This is a genomic window from Streptomyces sp. NPDC020875, from assembly GCF_040641415.1.
Classification (GTDB): Bacteria; Actinomycetota; Actinomycetes; order Streptomycetales; family Streptomycetaceae; genus Streptomyces.
Genome location: NZ_JBFADP010000019.1, coordinates 44,372 through 60,599 on the forward strand (window position 1 = coordinate 44,372; position 16,228 = coordinate 60,599).

Below are 16,228 nucleotides of genomic sequence, written 5' to 3' on the forward strand. Positions count from 1 at the left end.
GGGAGATTCGACTCCGTGTCAGTAGTTGCCGAAAGTCTGTCCGGTTTCCGTCCTGGCCGAGGTGGCGAGGGGTGTGACGATCGGGCACGGCGATAGACGCCTGAGGCTGATGTGACAGGCGAGGTGCGATGTCACCCTGTTGTTACCGGCGGTACGAAGGAATGCGGACAGTGTTCGACCGAAAGGCCCGGCCGCACAAAGGCGGCCGGGCCCACACCAGCCGTTCACCAACCCCACACAGGCGCGCGCCCCGCGACCCGTCCGGGCCCCGCTACGCCTCCGCCGGGCCCCGGTACGCCGCGCCCGGACCGCCTACGCCTCGGTCGCGGCCCCGCCCACCTGCTCGGCCAGGGCGGCCGGATCCGTGACCGGCATCCGACAGGTGAAACCCCGGCAGACGTACGCCGCCGCCGCGCCGTCCACCAGTGGCCGGTTCCGCAGCAGCGGGAACTCCTCCCCGTCCGGCTCGCCCGCCGCGACCACCGCGCCGGGGGCGGTCGCCAGCAGGGCCGTACGGTGCAGGGCGCGGGCGGCCGGATCACCGGCGAGGCCGACCACGGCGATCTCCCGGGGCCCGTCGAGCAGCGCCTCGGCCGCGGCCAGACCCCAGCCGATGAACCGGGGGGCCCGCGGGCCGAGCGCCTTCACCACGCCCAGCGCCCGCTCGGCGGCGGTCCGATGGAGCTCGGAGCCGGTATGCGCGGCGTACGAGAGCAGGGCACCGGCGGCGGCCGTCCAGCCGGAGGGGGTGGCGTTGTCCGTGGGGTCCTGCGGGCGGCGGATCAGCGGCTCGGCGTCGTGCGCGGTATCGAACAGGGTGCCGTTCTCGCCGGTGAACCGGTCGATGACCAGATCGAGCAGCACGCCCGCGAAGTCGAGCCAGACGCCCTCGCCGGTGACGCCCGCGAGGGTCACGAAGCCCTCGGCGACATCCGCGTAGTCCTCCAGGACCCCGGCGTTGGCGCTCGCCACCCCGTCCTTGGAGGTACGGGTGAGCCGGGCGCCGTCGTCCAGATGCACCCGGACCAGCAGATCGGCCGCCTCGGTGGCCCGCTCCACCAGATCGGGCCGGTCGAAGAAGGCACCGGTCTCGGCCAGGGCGGCGATCGCCAGCCCGTTCCAGGCGGCGACGACCTTGTCGTCCCGCTCCGGCCGGTGCCGCTCCGCCCGCGCGGCCAACAGCCGGGCCCGGAGCCCCGGGTCGTCCTCGCCGGGCAGCCGCAGGACGGAGGAGCCCTCCTCGAAGGTGCCGTCCTCGGTGACCCCGAACAGCTCGGCGGCCCGCCGCCCGTCCTCCTCGCCCAGGGCCTCGACGAGCTGGTCGGGGGTCCATACGTAGAACGCGCCCTCGGCATGCCGCCCGGCCGGGTCATGACTGTCGGCGTCCAGCGCCGAGGCGAAACCGCCCTCGGCGGTCCGCAGCTCACGCACCAGGAAGTCGGCGGTCTCCAGCGCCACCCGCCGGGCGATCGGGGAACCGGTGGCCCGCCACCAGTGCGCGTACACCCGGCACAGCAGCGCATTGTCGTACAGCATCTTCTCGAAGTGCGGCACGATCCACTCACGGTCCACGGAGTACCGGGCGAAACCCCCGCCGAGCTGGTCGTACAGCCCGCCCCTGGCCATCGCCTCACACGTCCCGTCGACCATGTCGAGCGCCCCGCGCGCCCCGGTCCTCGCGTGATGCCGCAGCAGAAACTCCAGCACCATGGCCGGCGGAAACTTGGGCGCGCCCCCGAACCCGCCGTACCGCTCGTCGTACTCCCGGGTCAGCCCCAGCAGCGCCGCCGCCAGCTCGTCCTCCCCCGGCACACCCTCGCCGCCGTGCGCCAGCGCCCGCCCGGCCAGATCCCGGGTGATCCTCCCGGCCACCTCCCCGACCTCCTCCCGCCGCTCCGCCCAGGCCCCGGCGACCCCCTCCAGCACCTGCCGGAACGACGGCATCCCGTGCCGCGCCTCGGGCGGAAAGTAGGTCCCGAAGTAGAACGGCTCCCCGTCGGCGGTCAGAAACACGGTCATCGGCCACCCACCCTGCCCGGTGGCGGCCTGCACGGCCTCCATATACACGGCATCCACATCGGGCCGCTCTTCCCGGTCGACCTTCACGGCCACGAAGCGCTCATTGAGATACTCCGCGACGGCCTCGTCCTCGAAGGACTCATGGGCCATGACGTGACACCAGTGACACGAGGAATACCCGACGGACAGCAACACGGGCACATCCCGCCGCCGCGCCTCCTCGAACGCCTCCGGCGACCAGGGCCACCAGTCGACGGGGTTGTCGGCGTGCTGGAGGAGGTACGGGGAGGTCTCGTTCGCGAGGCGGTTCGGCATGCCGCCATCCTCGCGCACCGAGCCCGGCCGGGCGGTAGCGGCACGGTGCGCAGCCGGGTCGGCCCCGTGGCCGCCGGAGCCTCAGGCGATGGCCGCGATGTCTCCGTCACCCGATGACGGAATCGCGTCCGGATGCCGCGCCACCAGCACCAGCCACCGCCGCCGCCGTTGCTCGTGGAATGCCGACGCAGGAGGGACCGGTATTCGGCGGCGCTGTATTACATGATGTCGTACTCTGAGTCCATGAAGCCGACCCGAGCCGGGACCACGGAGAACATCTCCGTCTCCATGCCCTCCGACATCGTCGAGGAACTACGCGCCCGAGCCGGGCGCCGCGGGGTGTCCGGTTACATCACCGAGGCGGTACGGCATCAGCTGGCCATGGACGGGCTGGCGGAGATCGTCGCATCGCACGAGGAACGGCACGGCGCCCTGAGCGATCAGGAGGTCGAGGCGGCCCACCGTGCCCTCTTCGGCGAGCCCGAAGAGGGCGATGCCGGGAACACGGCGAAGAGCGCAGCGTGAAGGGACCGACCGCGCGATCGCTCGTACTCGATTCCGAGGCCCTGTCCCTGCTGTTGCGTGACGATCGCGGCATGACCGCTCGCATCGAGGCGTCCCGGCGGGCCGGGGTTCCCGTCCTGGTTTCCGCGTTGACCGTGGTCGAAGCGGCACAAGCCAAAACGGCGTCCGCCCGGCTGCGCTGGATCCTGTCGCGGCTCCGGGTCGAGCCGGTCAGCACCGAAGACGCTCTGACAGCGGTCGGCCTGCTCAGGGAGGCGGGCGGACTCCACGGCCACAAGTACGCCATCGACGCACTCGTCGGCGCCTTGGCGCTCCGCTCACCGGCCCCCGTCGTCGTCCTCACCTCCGACCGCGACGACTGGTCGAAGCTCTGCGGCGATCGTGTCGTCATCAGAGACGTCTGACAACGAAGTCGGCCCTTCCCGCCGGGTCACCCCTCGCGCCGATCGCGGAGCGGCGAGACGCCGATCGGCCGTCTCGGCGAGCAGTTCCTCCTTGGCCGCGCGTACGGCCTCCTCGCCCCCGGCTCGGGCGATGTGCTCGGCACGGATGTCCTGCCAGCGCCTGTAGCCGCTCATGACTGTCCTCCGTATATCCGGGATCTTCACGTCAAGGTGTCAACGAGCGGGTGGTCGAATCCGGGACCACCACCGTTCGTGATCTTCGTCTTGCTTAGGCGTGGGCATGACGTCATTGGGTAGGGCGGGTACGAGGTCCGGGCTCCGGGGTGTGTTCCGGTGTTCGCGTGTGGTGGCGATGGTGCCCGGGCGCGGCCGGGAGGTCCGGTTCGGGACGGGGCCGGACCGCCAGGTGATCGGAAACGTGAAAAGGGGGCGGCCATGCGGGAGAACCACCGGGCCGAGGCCGAGCGGTTGTTGGTGCGTGCGGTGGAGGAGGAGGCGCGGCGGGGGGACGGGGCGGCCGATGGGCGGATACTGCTGGCCCGGGCGCGGGCCTCGCTCGACTCGATGGCCGCAACCGTGGCGGAGGAGTATGCCGCGTACGAGCAGGCGCTGAGCGCGGCCGAGGCGGCGAGGCCGCCGTTGTCGGACCGGTTGGCGTGGCGGAATCTGTCGACTCCGGTGCTGGTCACGGCGGTTGCGGCGGTGTCCGCCGTAGGGGCCGATCTGGTCATGAACACCTCTACGGGTACGGCGCTCGGCGCCGGGGCCGTGGTGGCGGTGGCGGGTGCGGCGACGACCGTGCTGAAGGTGACCGCGTCCCACTGGCCCGCCGCCCATCGCACGGCGGGTGCGCTGGGGCAGCCGGGCGGTGCCGAGCAGTTGCGGTTGCAGTGGCTGACGGCGCTGGAGGTACGGGGCATCCGCCCGTATCTGGAGCAGCAGCGGATGCTGACCGCGTCCCGGGCCCGGCCGGCCAAGGCGGCGGCCGGGGCCGTGGACCGGCTGCGCGGGGCCGATCGCAGTGCCGCCGCGCGCCGTCGGGCCGTACTGGACCAGTCGTTCCGGCATCTGCCGGTGTCGCGGGGCCCGTTCGCGGGCCGCCGGGACGCCGTGGAGCGGATCGCGCAGTGGGTCCGTACCGCCCGGGCCGCGACGGAGACCAAGCCGACGATCGTGGTGCTGTACGGGCGGCAGGGCGCGGGCCGGACGACGCTCGCGCTGCGGGCCGCGGACCATCTGAAGGATCAGTTCCGGGGCGCGTGCGTGGTCGATCTGCGCGGTAACAGCGGTCGTCCGCTGACGACCCGGGACGCGCTGCTGCATCTGCTGAACCGGCTGGGCGCGCCCCGTGAGCAGCTGCTCTTCCGGGAGCGGTCCTCCGCCGAGCAGCAGGTGCGGCGGCTGGCCGAGCTGTACCACCAGCATCTGACGGGGCTGGCGGTGACGGTGGTGCTGGACGACGCCAGCGATCCGGATCAGGTGCGGACCCTGGTGCCGGAGCGGTCGGACAGTCTGGTGCTGGTGACCGCGCGGGAGCGGCTGGAGCTGCCGGAGGGGCCGGACGCCCCGGCCTGGGTGCATCAGCTCGCGGTGGACGGTCTCGACGACGCGGGCGCCGAGGAGTTGCTGCGCGAACTGGCCTCCGGGGACGGGGACGGGGAGCGGGACGGCGAGGAGGCCGGAGAGGGTTCGGCCGCGCCGTACGACGCCCAGGGCACCGAGCGGATCCGCGAACTGTGCGGCGGGCTGCCGCTGGCGCTGCGGGTCGCCGGTTCGTCGCTGGGTACGCGTTCCGCCGGGCGGCTCGCCGACGATCTGGCCGCCCTGGACCGGGACGATCCGCTGGAGCGGGCCCTGTGGCTGCGCTACTCCGACCAGTCCGAGGAGGCCCGGCGGCTGCTGCGGCGGCTCGCCCTGGCGGGCCGGGCGTCCCTGGGAGCCGCCGCCGCGTCGGCCCTGCTGGCGACGGACCGGACGGCCGCCCAGGAGCTGCTGCGGGAGCTGGCGGGCGCCGGGCTGATCGACCGGGTGCGGTCGTCCCGGTACCGGCTGCACGAGTCGGTAAGGACCTTCGCCCGGGAGCGGCTCTTCGCCGAGGAGGAGGCGGCCGAGCGGACCGCCGCGCAGGAGCGGCTGATCCAGAGTTACGCGGATCTCGCCGGTGCGGTGATCCGGATGGTCGACGGCAAGCTCTCCACCCGGGCCGGGAAGTTCGACGCGCACGGTTTCTCGTCGCTGGAGTCGGCGCTGCGCTGGCTGGACGACGAGTCCAGCTTCATCACGTCGGCGCTGCGGTACGCGGAGGGCGTGGACCAGCAGACCGTACTCAATCTGCTGGGCGCCCTCGCCGACTACTGTCTGCTCCGCGGCGACCTCTACCGGCTCGGCGAGATCTCCGAGCTGACCCAGGCCGTCGACCAGGGGCTGCTGGACCGGGCCGTACGGCTGCGGACGGGTATCGCGGCGCGTCAGCTCGGCGAGCTGGACAAGGCGCGGACGACCCTGTCGTCGGTGGTCGGGCTCTACCGCGACGCCCGGAACGAGGCGGGGGCGGCGCTGGCGCTCTGCTCCCTCGGGATCACCCTCCACCATCAGGGCAATCTCATCGAGGCCGCGGCCAAGCTGAACGAGGCGATCGCCCTCCAGGGCTCCCCCGAGCAGGCCGAGGACCGGGCCTGGTCGCTGCACGCGCTGGCGGCCGTCCGCCGGGACCAGGCGCATCTCGCGGAGGCGCTGACCCTGCTGGACACGGCCCTGCGCCTGCACCGGGAGGGCGAGTCGCTGCACGGCGAGGCGTGGACCCACTTCCAGCTCGGCCAGGTGTGTCTGCGGATCGGCGACGTACCGCGCGCCGACGAGGAGCTGCGGACGGCGCTGGACCAGTACGGGCGGACCCGCGACGCGCGCGGCGAGGCATGGGCGCTGACCCAGCTCGCCCGGGCCCGGCTGGTGGACGGCGACCCGGTGGTGGCCGTCGACGAGCTGCGGACGGCGCTGGCCAGGCACCGGGAGAACGAGGACGCCCGCGGCGAGGCGTGGACCCTGTACTACCTGGGGCAGGCGCTGGAGGAGGGCGGCGAGCGGGACGAGGCGCTGCGGGAGCTGGAGCGGGCCAGGACGATGTTCTCGCGGATGCGGGACGTCTACGGGCTGGCCTGCGCCCGGCACCACTCGGGGCGGCTGACCCGGGACATCCGGGCCGCCAGGACCGGCAATCTCCGCAACTCCGGCTTCGCCCGGCAGCTGCTGGTGGACGGGCGGGCCGACTTCAAGCGGATCGGGGTCGCCCACGGGGAGGCGTGGACCTGTCTCGAACTGGCGCTGATCGACGCGGGCAACAGCCGTGAGACGCAGGCGCTGGCGCTCTGCGACGAGGCGATCGCGCTCTTCGACTCGTACCGCGACGCCCGGGGCGCCGACTGGGCCCGGCTGCTGCGCTGCACCCTGCTGCCGTACGCCTCACCGGGCGGTACGGAGGTCGGTACGGTCGTCGCCCAGGAGGAGCTGGCCCGGATGCGGGCCGCCGCCCACCCGGCCCGCGACGGCAAGCTGGAGGACTGCGCCCAGGCGCTGGCGGTGATGCTGGAGCGGGGCGTACGGCTGGAGGACGGCTGGCAGGCGTGGCATCTGGGCCTGATCCCGAACCGTCACGCGCGCGAGGTGATGGGCGTCCCGGTGCCGTCCGCCGACACGGCGCGGGAGGGCTGAGCGGGGCGGGAGCGCTGGACCGGCTCCTCCGGCCCGGCCCGGGCGGCGGGGCTCTACGGCTCCGGAAGCGGGCGTACGCGTACGTCCGCTACGGGCTCCGGGAGCCCGCGTCGCCCGTACGCCTGCCGCCTCCGGGACGCGAGGCGCGTGGGGTGCCCCGGAAAGACGGCTTCACGGGTCCGCCCGCGCCCCTGGGGGGTGCGGGCGGACCGGTGCGACCCTGGCGGTGCGCCGACTCCGCTACGCCTTCTTCGCGGCTGACCCGCCGCTGACGGCGCCGCCGGTACCGGACTCGGCGGTCGCGGACGTCTTGGCCTTCGCCTCCGACGGAGCGCCGGCCGCGGCTTCGGCGGCACCGGCACCGGCACCGGCACCGGCACCGGCCGAGGTCTGGTCGAAGTCGATCCGGTTCATGTGCCGGGTCATGGACTTCATCAGGAACCACACGCCCACGGCGAGTCCCGCGAACACCAGGAAGCCGAGAACGCCGGGGGTGACCTTGTTCTTGTCCAGCTCCTTGGCGAGGTCCGCCGCGTGCATCATTGCCAGATTTGCGCTTGGGGTCATATCAGGCATTGTCGCGGATGCCCGCGAAGAGGTCGTCCTCGGGGAGGGAAGTAGCGACGAGCGTCTTCGCCAGCTCGTACTCCTCCGTCGGCCAGACCTCCTTCTGGAGGTCCAGCGGCACCCGGAACCAGCCGCCGTCGGGGTCGATCTGGGTGGCGTGCGCGATCAGCGCCTTGTCCCGGATCTCGAAGAACTCCGCGCACGGAACGTGCGTGGTCAGGGTCCGCTCGGCGCGCTCGAACTCCTCCCAGCGCTCCAGCCACTCCCCGTACGGCGACTCCAGGCCGCGGGCGAGCAGCGCCTCGTGCAGGGCGACCGTACGGGGGCGGTTGAAGCCCTGGTTGTAGTAGAGCTTCAGCGGCTGGTAGACCGGGCCGAACTCGTCCTCGGGGAAGCGCTCGGCGTCCGCCGCGCCCTCGAAGGCGACCATGGTGATCTTGTGGGTCATGATGTGGTCGGGGTGCGGATAGCCGCCGTTCTCGTCATAGGTGGTGATCACCTGCGGCCGGAACGAGCGGATGGAACGGACCAGCCGCCCGGCCGCCTCCTCGACGTCCTCCAGGGCGAAGCAGCCCTCGGGGAGCGGGGGCAGCGGATCGCCCTCCGGCAGTCCGGAGTCGACGAATCCGAGCCATTCCTGCTGGACGCCGAGGATCTCCCGGGCCTCGTCCATCTCCCGGCGGCGGACCTCGTGGATATTGGCCTCGATATAGGCGTCGCCCTGGAGCTTGGGGTTGAGGATGGAGCCGCGCTCACCGCCCGTGCAGGTCACGACCAGCACGTCCACCCCCTCGGACACATACTTGGCCATCGTCGCCGCGCCCTTGCTCGACTCGTCGTCGGGGTGGGCGTGCACGGCCATCAGTCGCAGCTGCTCAGTCAAGACGGGATCCTCAGTGATTGGTCGGTCGGCACGGCTTCTATAGTGACCGAATCGGGCGGCGGAAAATTCCGCTCCGCCCGATTCGGACTGTGCGGGAGGAATCACCATGAGCGGGGTGCGCGAGCAGCTTCCCGAGGGCCGTTACGGGCACTCGGCGGACCAGCGCTCCGACCGCCGTCTCAAGATCCTGGGCGCCGTGCTGGGCGCGGGGTTCCTGGCCATGGTGGGCTGGTTCGGCTACGACTACATCGCCGGTCAGAAGATCAGCGCCGAGATGATCAAGTTCGATGTGACCTCGGACTCGGAGGTCCAGGTCCATCTGGAGATCCGCAAGGACGCGGACGCGACCGGTACCTGTACGGTCCGCTCCCGTTCGGCGGACGGCGCCGAGGTCGGGCGGCTCGACGTCCGGATCGACCAGCGGGGCGAGTCCCGGATCGATCAGGTGTACAAGATCCGTACGCTCTCCCGCGGCACGACCGCGGAGCTGGTCCAGTGCGACACGGCATGACGGCTTCCGTACGGCTCCAGGAGAACGACCCGGCCCGTCGGCGTACCGCCGGGCCCGTCCGAAGGCGGGTGACCGGTGCCGTGGGCCACCGCTCGGCCCGCCCGGGGCCGCGCCGGGTGACCGGCTGACATCGTCGCGGCGCGCGACGGAACGGCTTGGCAGTGGTCCAGTGGCCGACCATCCGAAAAAACCATTGCGCGTTCGACCGCAGATCATTCTCTGACCTGCGTTGATGTGATTCTGATGGCTTTTGTTCTCCCCCTTTCAGCACGAAATTGTTAGGGTCGTGGTTTCGCCCTCCCGTAGAGGCACATGCTTCTGGGTAGGGCGAAGCTTTGTATCCCAGTACCGACGAGGAGCACCTGTGACCCAGACCAGTGAGAACGTCACCTGGCTGACCCAGGAGGCGTACAACCAGCTCAGGGCCGAGCTGGAGTATCTGTCTGGTCCCGCGCGCACCGAGATCGCCAAGAAGATCGAGGCGGCTCGCGAGGAGGGCGACCTGCGGGAGAACGGCGGGTACCACGCGGCCAAGGAGGAACAGGGCAAGCAGGAGCTCCGGGTACGGCAGCTGACGCAGCTCCTGGAGACCGCGAAGGTCGGCGAGGCGCCGCCGGACGACGGCGTCGTCGAGCCCGGCATGGTCGTGACGATCGCCTTCGACGGCGACGAGGACGACACCCTGACCTTCCTGATGGCGTCGCGGGAGTACGCCAGCTCGGACATCGAGACGTACTCCCCGCAGTCGCCGCTCGGCACCGGCGTCAACGGCAAGAAGGTCGGCGACACGGCGGAGTACGAACTCCCCAACGGCAAGACGGCCTCCGTGACGATCCTCGCCGCCAAGCCCTACACCGGCTGACGGCGCCCACCGCCCACAGACATGACGATGCCCCCGGGAACCCCGGGGGCATCGTCGTATCCGGGGCTCGGCGGCCCCGCGACGCACGGCGTCGGATTCAGCTGATTCAGAGGGTCGCGGAGCGGTATTTGCGGACCGCGAGGGTGCGGAAGACGACGATGATCAGGATCGACCAGAGCAGGGACGCCAGGACCGGGTTCTGCATCGGCCAGGCGTCGGGGACCGGGTAGCCGGGCGGGAGGTTGCCGAAGAGTTCGCGGCAGGCCTGGACCGTGGCGCTGAAGGGGTTCCAGTTCGCGATGGTCTGGAGGAACGTGGGCATGTTCTCCGGGGGGACGAACGCGTTGGAGATGAACGTCAGGGGGAAGAGCCAGATCAGTCCGCCGGACGTGGCGGCCTCGGGGGTGCGGACCGAGAGGCCGATCAGGGCGCCGATCCAGGTGAAGGCGTAGCCCAGCAGGAGCAGCAGGCCGAAGGCCGCGGCCGCCTTGGGGATGCCCTCGTGGGCGCGCCAGCCGACGAGGAGGGCGACGATCATCAGGACGACCAGGGTGAGCGCCGTCTGGACGAGGTCCGCGAGGGTGCGGCCGGTGAGGACGGCGCCGCGGGCCATCGGGAGCGAGCGGAAGCGGTCGATCAGGCCGCGGTGCATGTCGTCGGCGATCCCGGCGCCCGCGCCCGCGGTGGCGAAGGTGACCGTCTGGGCGAAGATGCCCGCCATCAGGAACTCGCGGTAGCCGGAGGAGCTGAGGCCGGCGCCCGGGACGCTGATCGAGCCGCCGAAGACGTAGCTGAACAGGACGACGAACATCACCGGCTGGATCAGGCCGAAGAGGACGACCTCGGGGATCCGGACCATCCGGATCAGGTTCCGCTGGGCGATGACCAGGGAGTCGGTGATCGACTGGACGATGCCGCCGCGCGGCTGGGGTGCGTAGGTGCCGGTGATCCCGGGGGCGGTGGTCACTTGGCGGCCTCCTGACGGCCGTGGCGGGTGCCGGTCCCCGCGGCGGGGTCCGGTGTCTCGTCGTCCGCTTCGGCCTTGTGGCCGGTGAGGGAGATGAAGACGTCGTCGAGGGTGGGGCGGCGGAGGCCGATGTCGTCGATCTCCACGCCCCGGGCGTCGAGTTCGCGGATGGCGTCGGCGAGCAGTTTGGCGCCGCCCGCCACCGGGACGGTCAGTTTGCGGGTGTGTTTGACCACGGCGACCTCGTCCTTGCCGATGGCGGCCAGCACCACATGGGCGGCGGCTATGTCCTCCTCGCGGTGGACGACGACCTCGACGCGTTCGCCGCCGGTCCGGGCCTTCAGCTCGTCGGCGGTGCCGCGGGCGATCACCCGGCCGTGGTCGACCACACAGATCTCGTCGGCCAGATGGTCGGCCTCCTCCAGATACTGGGTGGTCAGCAGCAGGGTCGTACCTCCGGCGACCAGTTCTTCGATGACGGTCCACAACTGCTGGCGGTTGCGGGGGTCGAGTCCGGTGGTGGGCTCGTCCATGAACATCACGGGCGGCGATACGACGAGCGCCGCGGCCAGGTCGAGCCTGCGCCGCATGCCGCCGGAGTAGGTCTTGGCGGGGCGGTCGGCCGCGTCCGCCAGATTGAAGCGTTCCAGCAGCTCGCCCGCCCGGGCCTTCGCCGCGCGGGAGCTCATCTGGTAGAGCCTGCCGACCATCCGGAGGTTCTCCCGGCCGGTCAGATATTCGTCCACCGCGGCGAACTGGCCGGAGAGCCCGATCGCGCGACGGACCTCGTTGGGGTGTTCGAGTACGTCGATTCCGGCGACGACGGCCCGGCCCCGGTCGGGCCTGAGCAGGGTGGTCAGGACGCGCACGGTGGTGGTCTTCCCGGCGCCGTTCGGGCCGAGCAGTCCGAGGACCGTGCCTTCGGGGACGTCGAGATCGACGCCGTCCAGAGCCTTGACCTCACCGAAGGTCTTCACCAGCCCCTCGGCGTAGATGGCGCCTGGCATATGGGTCTCCCCGTAGTGAGCGGACGATGGATCGCGCACCAGCTGAGATGTTCAGGTTTGCAGTACTTTGCGGCTTTTTCCACTGCGCGACGGACGGCACGAGCGGCACCGGCGGAACCCGAAGCGGCGCGACAGGGCCACACGATATTGCGATGTATCGCGTTTCTCAAGTTTGTAAACGCGATACATCGCGGCGGGTAGGGCCAACCGCCCCCGCGCCGCCGTACGCCGACTCGGCTCGGCGGAGGGGCTGTTCGCGGAGTGCTCGAAGAAGGACGGGGTCCGCGTGACGGGGCACGACGATCGCGATATCCCCTCGGACCGCCGCGACACGGGCGGGGGCGTACGGATCACACCGCTCGGCGCCCGCCGCCCTGTGCGCGTCCCCACCGGGTGGAAACGCCCCACGCCCCGGGGGAACCGCCCGTCGCCCCGGTTCACCGGACCAACGCCCCTGTCGAGCGGGGCGGGTGGTACGGCGACCGGATCTCTCAGACCTCGTCGGCGTGGGTACCCGCTTCGGCGGAGGGCAGGCTGGCGGCCAGCCAGGAGCGGACGGGGCCCGCCGGTGTCGCCGTGTCCACGGTCAGGTGGAGGCGGGTGTCGCCGTCGAGGCCGGGATAGCTGCGCTGTTCCGCTCCGGCGAAACAGCGCCGAAGCGTCTCCGCGACCGCTCGGGCGGCTTCGGGCGTATGGGCGATGATCCGCACCTCGGCGTGCCCGAGGGAGGACGGTGTCTGTGTCTCGATGTACTTCACGTGGGTGTGTTCCTTTCAGGACGGGCCGAAGGCCGGCGGGTGGGGGCGCCGTGGCGCCCCGGCCGCAGTCCCTCGGCCGGAAGAAGGTCTGTCCTCACCGGTGGACATCCGTGCGGTAGGTATCCGTGCGAACGGGTATCCGTGCGGCGGGTTCGAGGGCCGGTGTCGTTCGGCGGACCGGGGGATCAGGCGGTCGGCACGCAGGTGCCGCCCTCGCCCTCCCAGGTGTCCTCCCGGCGACGGGCGTCGCGGATACCGCGCCCGATGACGGTTTCGTCGGCCATCAGCGAGGTCGCGGTGAGGACACCGCCCGGGACGGCCGCGGCGGCCATCAGGCGGGCGGCGGACGCGGGGGCCGTCTCGGGCGGGACGACGAGAAGGTCCCAGCGGCCGACGGTGTAGGAGAGCAGGATCAGCTTGTCGGGGTCCTGCTCCGTGAACCAGCCCACGTGGAGGATGCGCCCGTTCACGGCCACCGTGCGCGGAATCACGGGCCAGCGCACGGGGTTCACCGTGACACGGGTGACGCGGCCCCAGGGCTCCCCCAGGGCGACGACGAGCGCCGGGAGTTCGGCTTCGAGATCGCGGGAGCGGGGCCACCAGGCCCCGTCCAATTGACCGGTGAGGCCGGTCATCGGGGTGAGCGACAGGCGTACGGGGGACGCTGTGGCGAGGCCGCCGGGCGCGGTCCGGTCGATGGTGGTCATGATGCGGACCTGCCCCCGGGCTGCCGTCGGCGACCCGGTTTTTAGGCGCTCACCGGAGACGGCATCTGCACGAAAGCCGATGCGCGAAGTGCCTCCGGTACTTCCACTGTACGCCTGCCAGACCGGTAGGGGCCGGTGCGACCAGGTATTTTCCGGTGGCGGCGGCGCGGAGAGCGGGGGTGCGGGCGACGGGAGTACCGTGGAGCGACAGCAAGCTCGCGCGCGACACGGTCGGCTGGGTGCGGACGTGCCGCGCGGCCCGCACTCTGCCGACGGGCGGATCGACATGGCTGACTCCGACACTCCCCACCGGCCGCCACGGCTCCTGCCGGACGCGATCCACCAGGAGACGGTCGGACCCGGCACGGCGCTGTTGCGACTGGAGACCACCCGGTCCCGGGAGGGGCGCCTGGACGGCGCGTGGTGGCCGCGTACACGTGACATCGAGACCGAGCTGCCGACGCTGATCAGCGTGTTGACCAGGCACCTCGGGCCGATCACCCGGGTGGGCGTGGACGCGTCCGCCTGGAACGGCCTCCCGACCCGCCTGGTCGTCGACGGCCGGGTCGTACACCTCGACTCCGACCCGGTCGGGGACGACACCGTGCTCGTCACCCGCGGCGACAACGACCACTTCGCCCTGCTGGTGGTGCCCCCGGATACCACCGAGGACGCCGCCCGGCAGGCGATGGCCCGCGCCGTCAGCGCCGACAACATCACCGAGGCCGCCCAGATCCTCGTCGCCACCACACCCGAGCCGGAAGCGGACCGGGACGGTTGACCCGGCACACGGAACGGACCGGCCGCACAAGGCAGACGGCTGACCGGGGGCACAAGGCGGACAGCGGGTAGAAGCGACGGGCGCGGTCAGCCCATCACCGTCACCACATACCCCTCCTCCCGCAGCGCCGCCGCCACCTGCTCGCAGTGCTCCGGGCCCTTCGTCTCCAGCTGCAGCTCCACCTCCACCTCCGAGAGGCCGAGCCGCGGATCCGTCCGGACATGGCTGACGTCGAGCACATTCGCGTCCAGTACCGACAGCGCCCCGAGCAGCGCCGCCAGCGCCCCCGGCCGGTCGGTCAGCCGGAGCCGGAGCGACAGATAGCGGCCGCCCGCCGCCATCCCGTGCCGCAGGATCCGCTGGAGCAGCAGCGGGTCCACATTCCCGCCGGACAGCACCGCCACCACCGGTCCGGCCGCGAAGGCCGCCGGGTCCGACAGCAGCGCCGCCACCGGGCTCGCCCCGGCCGGCTCCACCACCAGCTTCGCCCGCTCCAGACAGAGCAGCAGCGCCGTGGACAGCTCGTCCTCGGAGACCGTACGGACCTCGTCCACCAGCTCCTCGACCAGCCCGAACGTCAGATCCCCGGGCCGCCCCACCTTGATCCCGTCGGCCATCGTCACCGGGGTACGGACCGCGACCGGCCGACCCGCCGCCAGCGACGGCGGAAACGCCGCCGCGCCCTCCGCCTGCACCCCGACGATCCGCACATCGGGCCGGACCGCCTTCACCGCGACCGCGATCCCCGCCGCCAGACCGCCGCCGCCGATCCCGACCAGGATCGTCCGCACCTCCGGACACTGCTCCAGGATCTCCAGACCCACCGTGCCCTGGCCCGCGATGACATCCGGATGGTCGAAGGGGTGGATGAAGACCGCCCCGGTGTCACGGGCGTACGCCTCCGCCGCCTCCAGCGTCTCCTCGATCACCTGACCGTGGAGTCGGACATCCGCTCCGTAGTCACGCGTGGCGGCGACCTTCGGCAGCGGCGCGCCCTGCGGCATGAAGACCGTCGAGCGGACCCCCAGCAGGGACGAGGCCAGCGCCACCCCCTGGGCGTGGTTCCCGGCCGACGCCGCCACGACACCCGCCGCGCGCTCCTCGGGCCGCAGCCCGGAGATCCGGACGTACGCCCCCCGGAGCTTGAAGGACCCCGTGCGCTGGAGGTTCTCGCACTTGAACTGGACCGGCGCCCCCACCAGCCGGGACAGATGGCGGCTGCCCTCCATCGCGGTCATCCGGGCCACACCGGAGAGCATCTTCCTGGCCCCCCGGACGTCGTCGAGGATGACCGGCGGAAAGGTGTGACGCGGACGGAAGCTCATGACTCCCAGTCTCGCAGCTCACGGGGGCGCGCTCCCGCGCCGCGGCGGCGGCGGACAACGGCGAGGACACCCCCGTCGCCGCCTCGGCGTGCCCCCGGCGGACATCCGTATACCGCTTCTCCGCCGGTTTTCTCAGGCCCCGTACGGAGTGCCCCGGGGCCGCGTACTCTGTCCCCCACCAATCGACCGCTCCCGCACGAGAGAGCCCTTTGCCATGCCCACTTCTCAGGACATGACGACCCGTCTAGATCCCGGCCTCCTCGATGCCCTCCAACACCAAGTCGCCCTGTTCGCAAGGCGGGCGGAGCAAACCCGGCTCGCGGGGATGGGGCAGGTCCGCAACTCGATGGACCGTGCCGCGTATCTGCTGCTCAACCGGCTGGACCGGGAAGGTCCGATGGGCGTCAAGGCGCTCGCGGCCGGGATGGGCATCGACTCGTCCACGGTCACCCGCCAGGTCGCTCCCCTCGTGGACACCGGTCTGGTCAAGCGGACCTCGCACCCCGAGGACGGCCGGGCCGTCGTACTGCAGCTCTCCCCGCGCGGGCAGGCCCGCCTGGAGGAGGTCCGCTCGTCGCGACGGGCGCTGATGGCCCAGGTGACGGACGGCTGGTCGGATTCCGAGAGGGAGTCCTTCACGTCCTTGCTGACCCGCTTCAACCGGGCGCTGTCGGCCCGCCAGACGGGAACGGAGGTGCCGCCCCCGGCCACCGGCTGACCCGCTGCCCCGAACTCCGCGGGCCCGTGGGTCCGTTCGGCCTCCCTCGGCCGTACACGTCCCCCGTCCGCAGCCGCGGTCCGCCGCGATCCGGTCGTTCTCACGGGCATCACCCCCACTATCCGCACCATCCGCACGACGCGTTCCGCGCGTCCCACGCGTACGGTCCGC

At 71.8% G+C, this 16,228-nt stretch carries 15 protein-coding genes; 7 read left to right on the top strand and 8 right to left on the bottom strand.

The genetic code is table 11. The annotated features are described in order from the left end of the window. Positions 1 to 312: 312 nt before the first annotated feature. Positions 313 to 2,334, bottom strand: coding sequence for a thioredoxin domain-containing protein (locus AB0G74_RS13375; protein WP_361144599.1), 2,022 nt, complete (start codon positions 2,332 to 2,334; stop codon positions 313 to 315). 243 nt (positions 2,335 to 2,577) lie between these two features. On the opposite strand from AB0G74_RS13375, the gene AB0G74_RS13380 reads away from it, so the two are divergent. The 3 genes from AB0G74_RS13380 to AB0G74_RS13390 all read left to right on the top strand — a co-directional run bounded on the left by AB0G74_RS13380 (position 2,578) and on the right by AB0G74_RS13390 (position 6,971). Continuing rightward, on the top strand, positions 2,578 to 2,859 hold the full coding sequence (locus AB0G74_RS13380) for a hypothetical protein (RefSeq protein ID WP_361144602.1): 282 nt from the start codon (positions 2,578 to 2,580) through the stop codon (positions 2,857 to 2,859). After that, positions 2,856 to 3,263 carry a PIN domain-containing protein gene (locus AB0G74_RS13385; protein WP_361144605.1) on the top strand — a complete coding sequence of 136 codons (408 nt, stop codon included), beginning with the start codon at positions 2,856 to 2,858 and terminating at the stop codon, positions 3,261 to 3,263. The genes AB0G74_RS13380 and AB0G74_RS13385 overlap by 4 nt, the downstream gene beginning before the upstream one ends. Positions 3,264 to 3,698: 435 nt before the next feature. Next, on the top strand, positions 3,699 to 6,971 hold the full coding sequence (locus AB0G74_RS13390) for a tetratricopeptide repeat protein (protein ID WP_361144608.1): 3,273 nt from the start codon (positions 3,699 to 3,701) through the stop codon (positions 6,969 to 6,971). Positions 6,972 to 7,211: 240 nt separating this feature from the next. Here the strand turns inward: AB0G74_RS13390 and AB0G74_RS13395 are convergent, their stop codons facing one another. Both AB0G74_RS13395 and mca read right to left on the bottom strand, forming a co-directional pair. After that, a complete protein-coding gene (locus tag AB0G74_RS13395) occupies positions 7,212 to 7,538 on the bottom strand; it encodes a hypothetical protein (protein WP_361144612.1) in 327 nt (108 codons plus the stop codon). A 1-nt stretch (position 7,539) separates the two neighbouring features. Then, complete coding sequence (gene mca / locus AB0G74_RS13400; RefSeq protein ID WP_361144615.1) at positions 7,540 to 8,421, bottom strand: mycothiol conjugate amidase Mca; 882 nt, start codon at positions 8,419 to 8,421, stop codon at positions 7,540 to 7,542. A gap of 106 nt (positions 8,422 to 8,527) precedes the next feature. On the opposite strand from mca, the gene AB0G74_RS13405 reads away from it, so the two are divergent. After that, a complete protein-coding gene (locus tag AB0G74_RS13405; protein ID WP_361144618.1) occupies positions 8,528 to 8,932 on the top strand; it encodes a DUF4307 domain-containing protein in 405 nt (134 codons plus the stop codon). A gap of 364 nt (positions 8,933 to 9,296) precedes the next feature. Beyond that, complete coding sequence (greA, locus tag AB0G74_RS13410; protein WP_361144621.1) at positions 9,297 to 9,794, top strand: transcription elongation factor GreA; 498 nt, start codon at positions 9,297 to 9,299, stop codon at positions 9,792 to 9,794. Between the two features lie 106 nt (positions 9,795 to 9,900). On the opposite strand, the gene AB0G74_RS13415 is transcribed toward greA, so the two are convergent. From AB0G74_RS13415 to AB0G74_RS13430, 4 genes are all read right to left on the bottom strand, one after another. Continuing rightward, complete coding sequence (locus AB0G74_RS13415; protein ID WP_361144624.1) at positions 9,901 to 10,761, bottom strand: ABC transporter permease; 861 nt, start codon at positions 10,759 to 10,761, stop codon at positions 9,901 to 9,903. Next, positions 10,758 to 11,768, bottom strand: coding sequence for an ATP-binding cassette domain-containing protein (locus AB0G74_RS13420; RefSeq protein WP_361144627.1), 1,011 nt, complete (start codon positions 11,766 to 11,768; stop codon positions 10,758 to 10,760). The genes AB0G74_RS13415 and AB0G74_RS13420 overlap by 4 nt, the downstream gene beginning before the upstream one ends. Positions 11,769 to 12,259: 491 nt before the next feature. Then, positions 12,260 to 12,526: a hypothetical protein gene (locus AB0G74_RS13425; protein ID WP_361144630.1), complete on the bottom strand. Its 267-nt coding sequence runs from the start codon at positions 12,524 to 12,526 to the stop codon at positions 12,260 to 12,262. 185 nt (positions 12,527 to 12,711) lie between these two features. Then, positions 12,712 to 13,233 carry a DUF5994 family protein gene (locus AB0G74_RS13430; protein WP_361144633.1) on the bottom strand — a complete coding sequence of 174 codons (522 nt, stop codon included), beginning with the start codon at positions 13,231 to 13,233 and terminating at the stop codon, positions 12,712 to 12,714. A gap of 286 nt (positions 13,234 to 13,519) precedes the next feature. Here AB0G74_RS13430 and AB0G74_RS13435 point away from each other — a divergent pair, with 286 nt between their 5' ends. Further along, entirely contained in the window at positions 13,520 to 14,014 is a 495-nt protein-coding gene (locus AB0G74_RS13435) for a DUF5994 family protein (protein ID WP_361144636.1), read from the top strand. A gap of 86 nt (positions 14,015 to 14,100) precedes the next feature. Here AB0G74_RS13435 and ilvA read toward each other — a convergent pair whose 3' ends face one another. After that, a complete protein-coding gene (ilvA, locus tag AB0G74_RS13440) occupies positions 14,101 to 15,339 on the bottom strand; it encodes a threonine ammonia-lyase (protein ID WP_361144639.1) in 1,239 nt (412 codons plus the stop codon). A 214-nt stretch (positions 15,340 to 15,553) separates the two neighbouring features. On the opposite strand from ilvA, the gene AB0G74_RS13445 reads away from it, so the two are divergent. Then, positions 15,554 to 16,057 carry a MarR family transcriptional regulator gene (locus AB0G74_RS13445; RefSeq protein WP_358827089.1) on the top strand — a complete coding sequence of 168 codons (504 nt, stop codon included), beginning with the start codon at positions 15,554 to 15,556 and terminating at the stop codon, positions 16,055 to 16,057. The last annotated feature ends 171 nt before the right edge of the window (positions 16,058 to 16,228 follow it).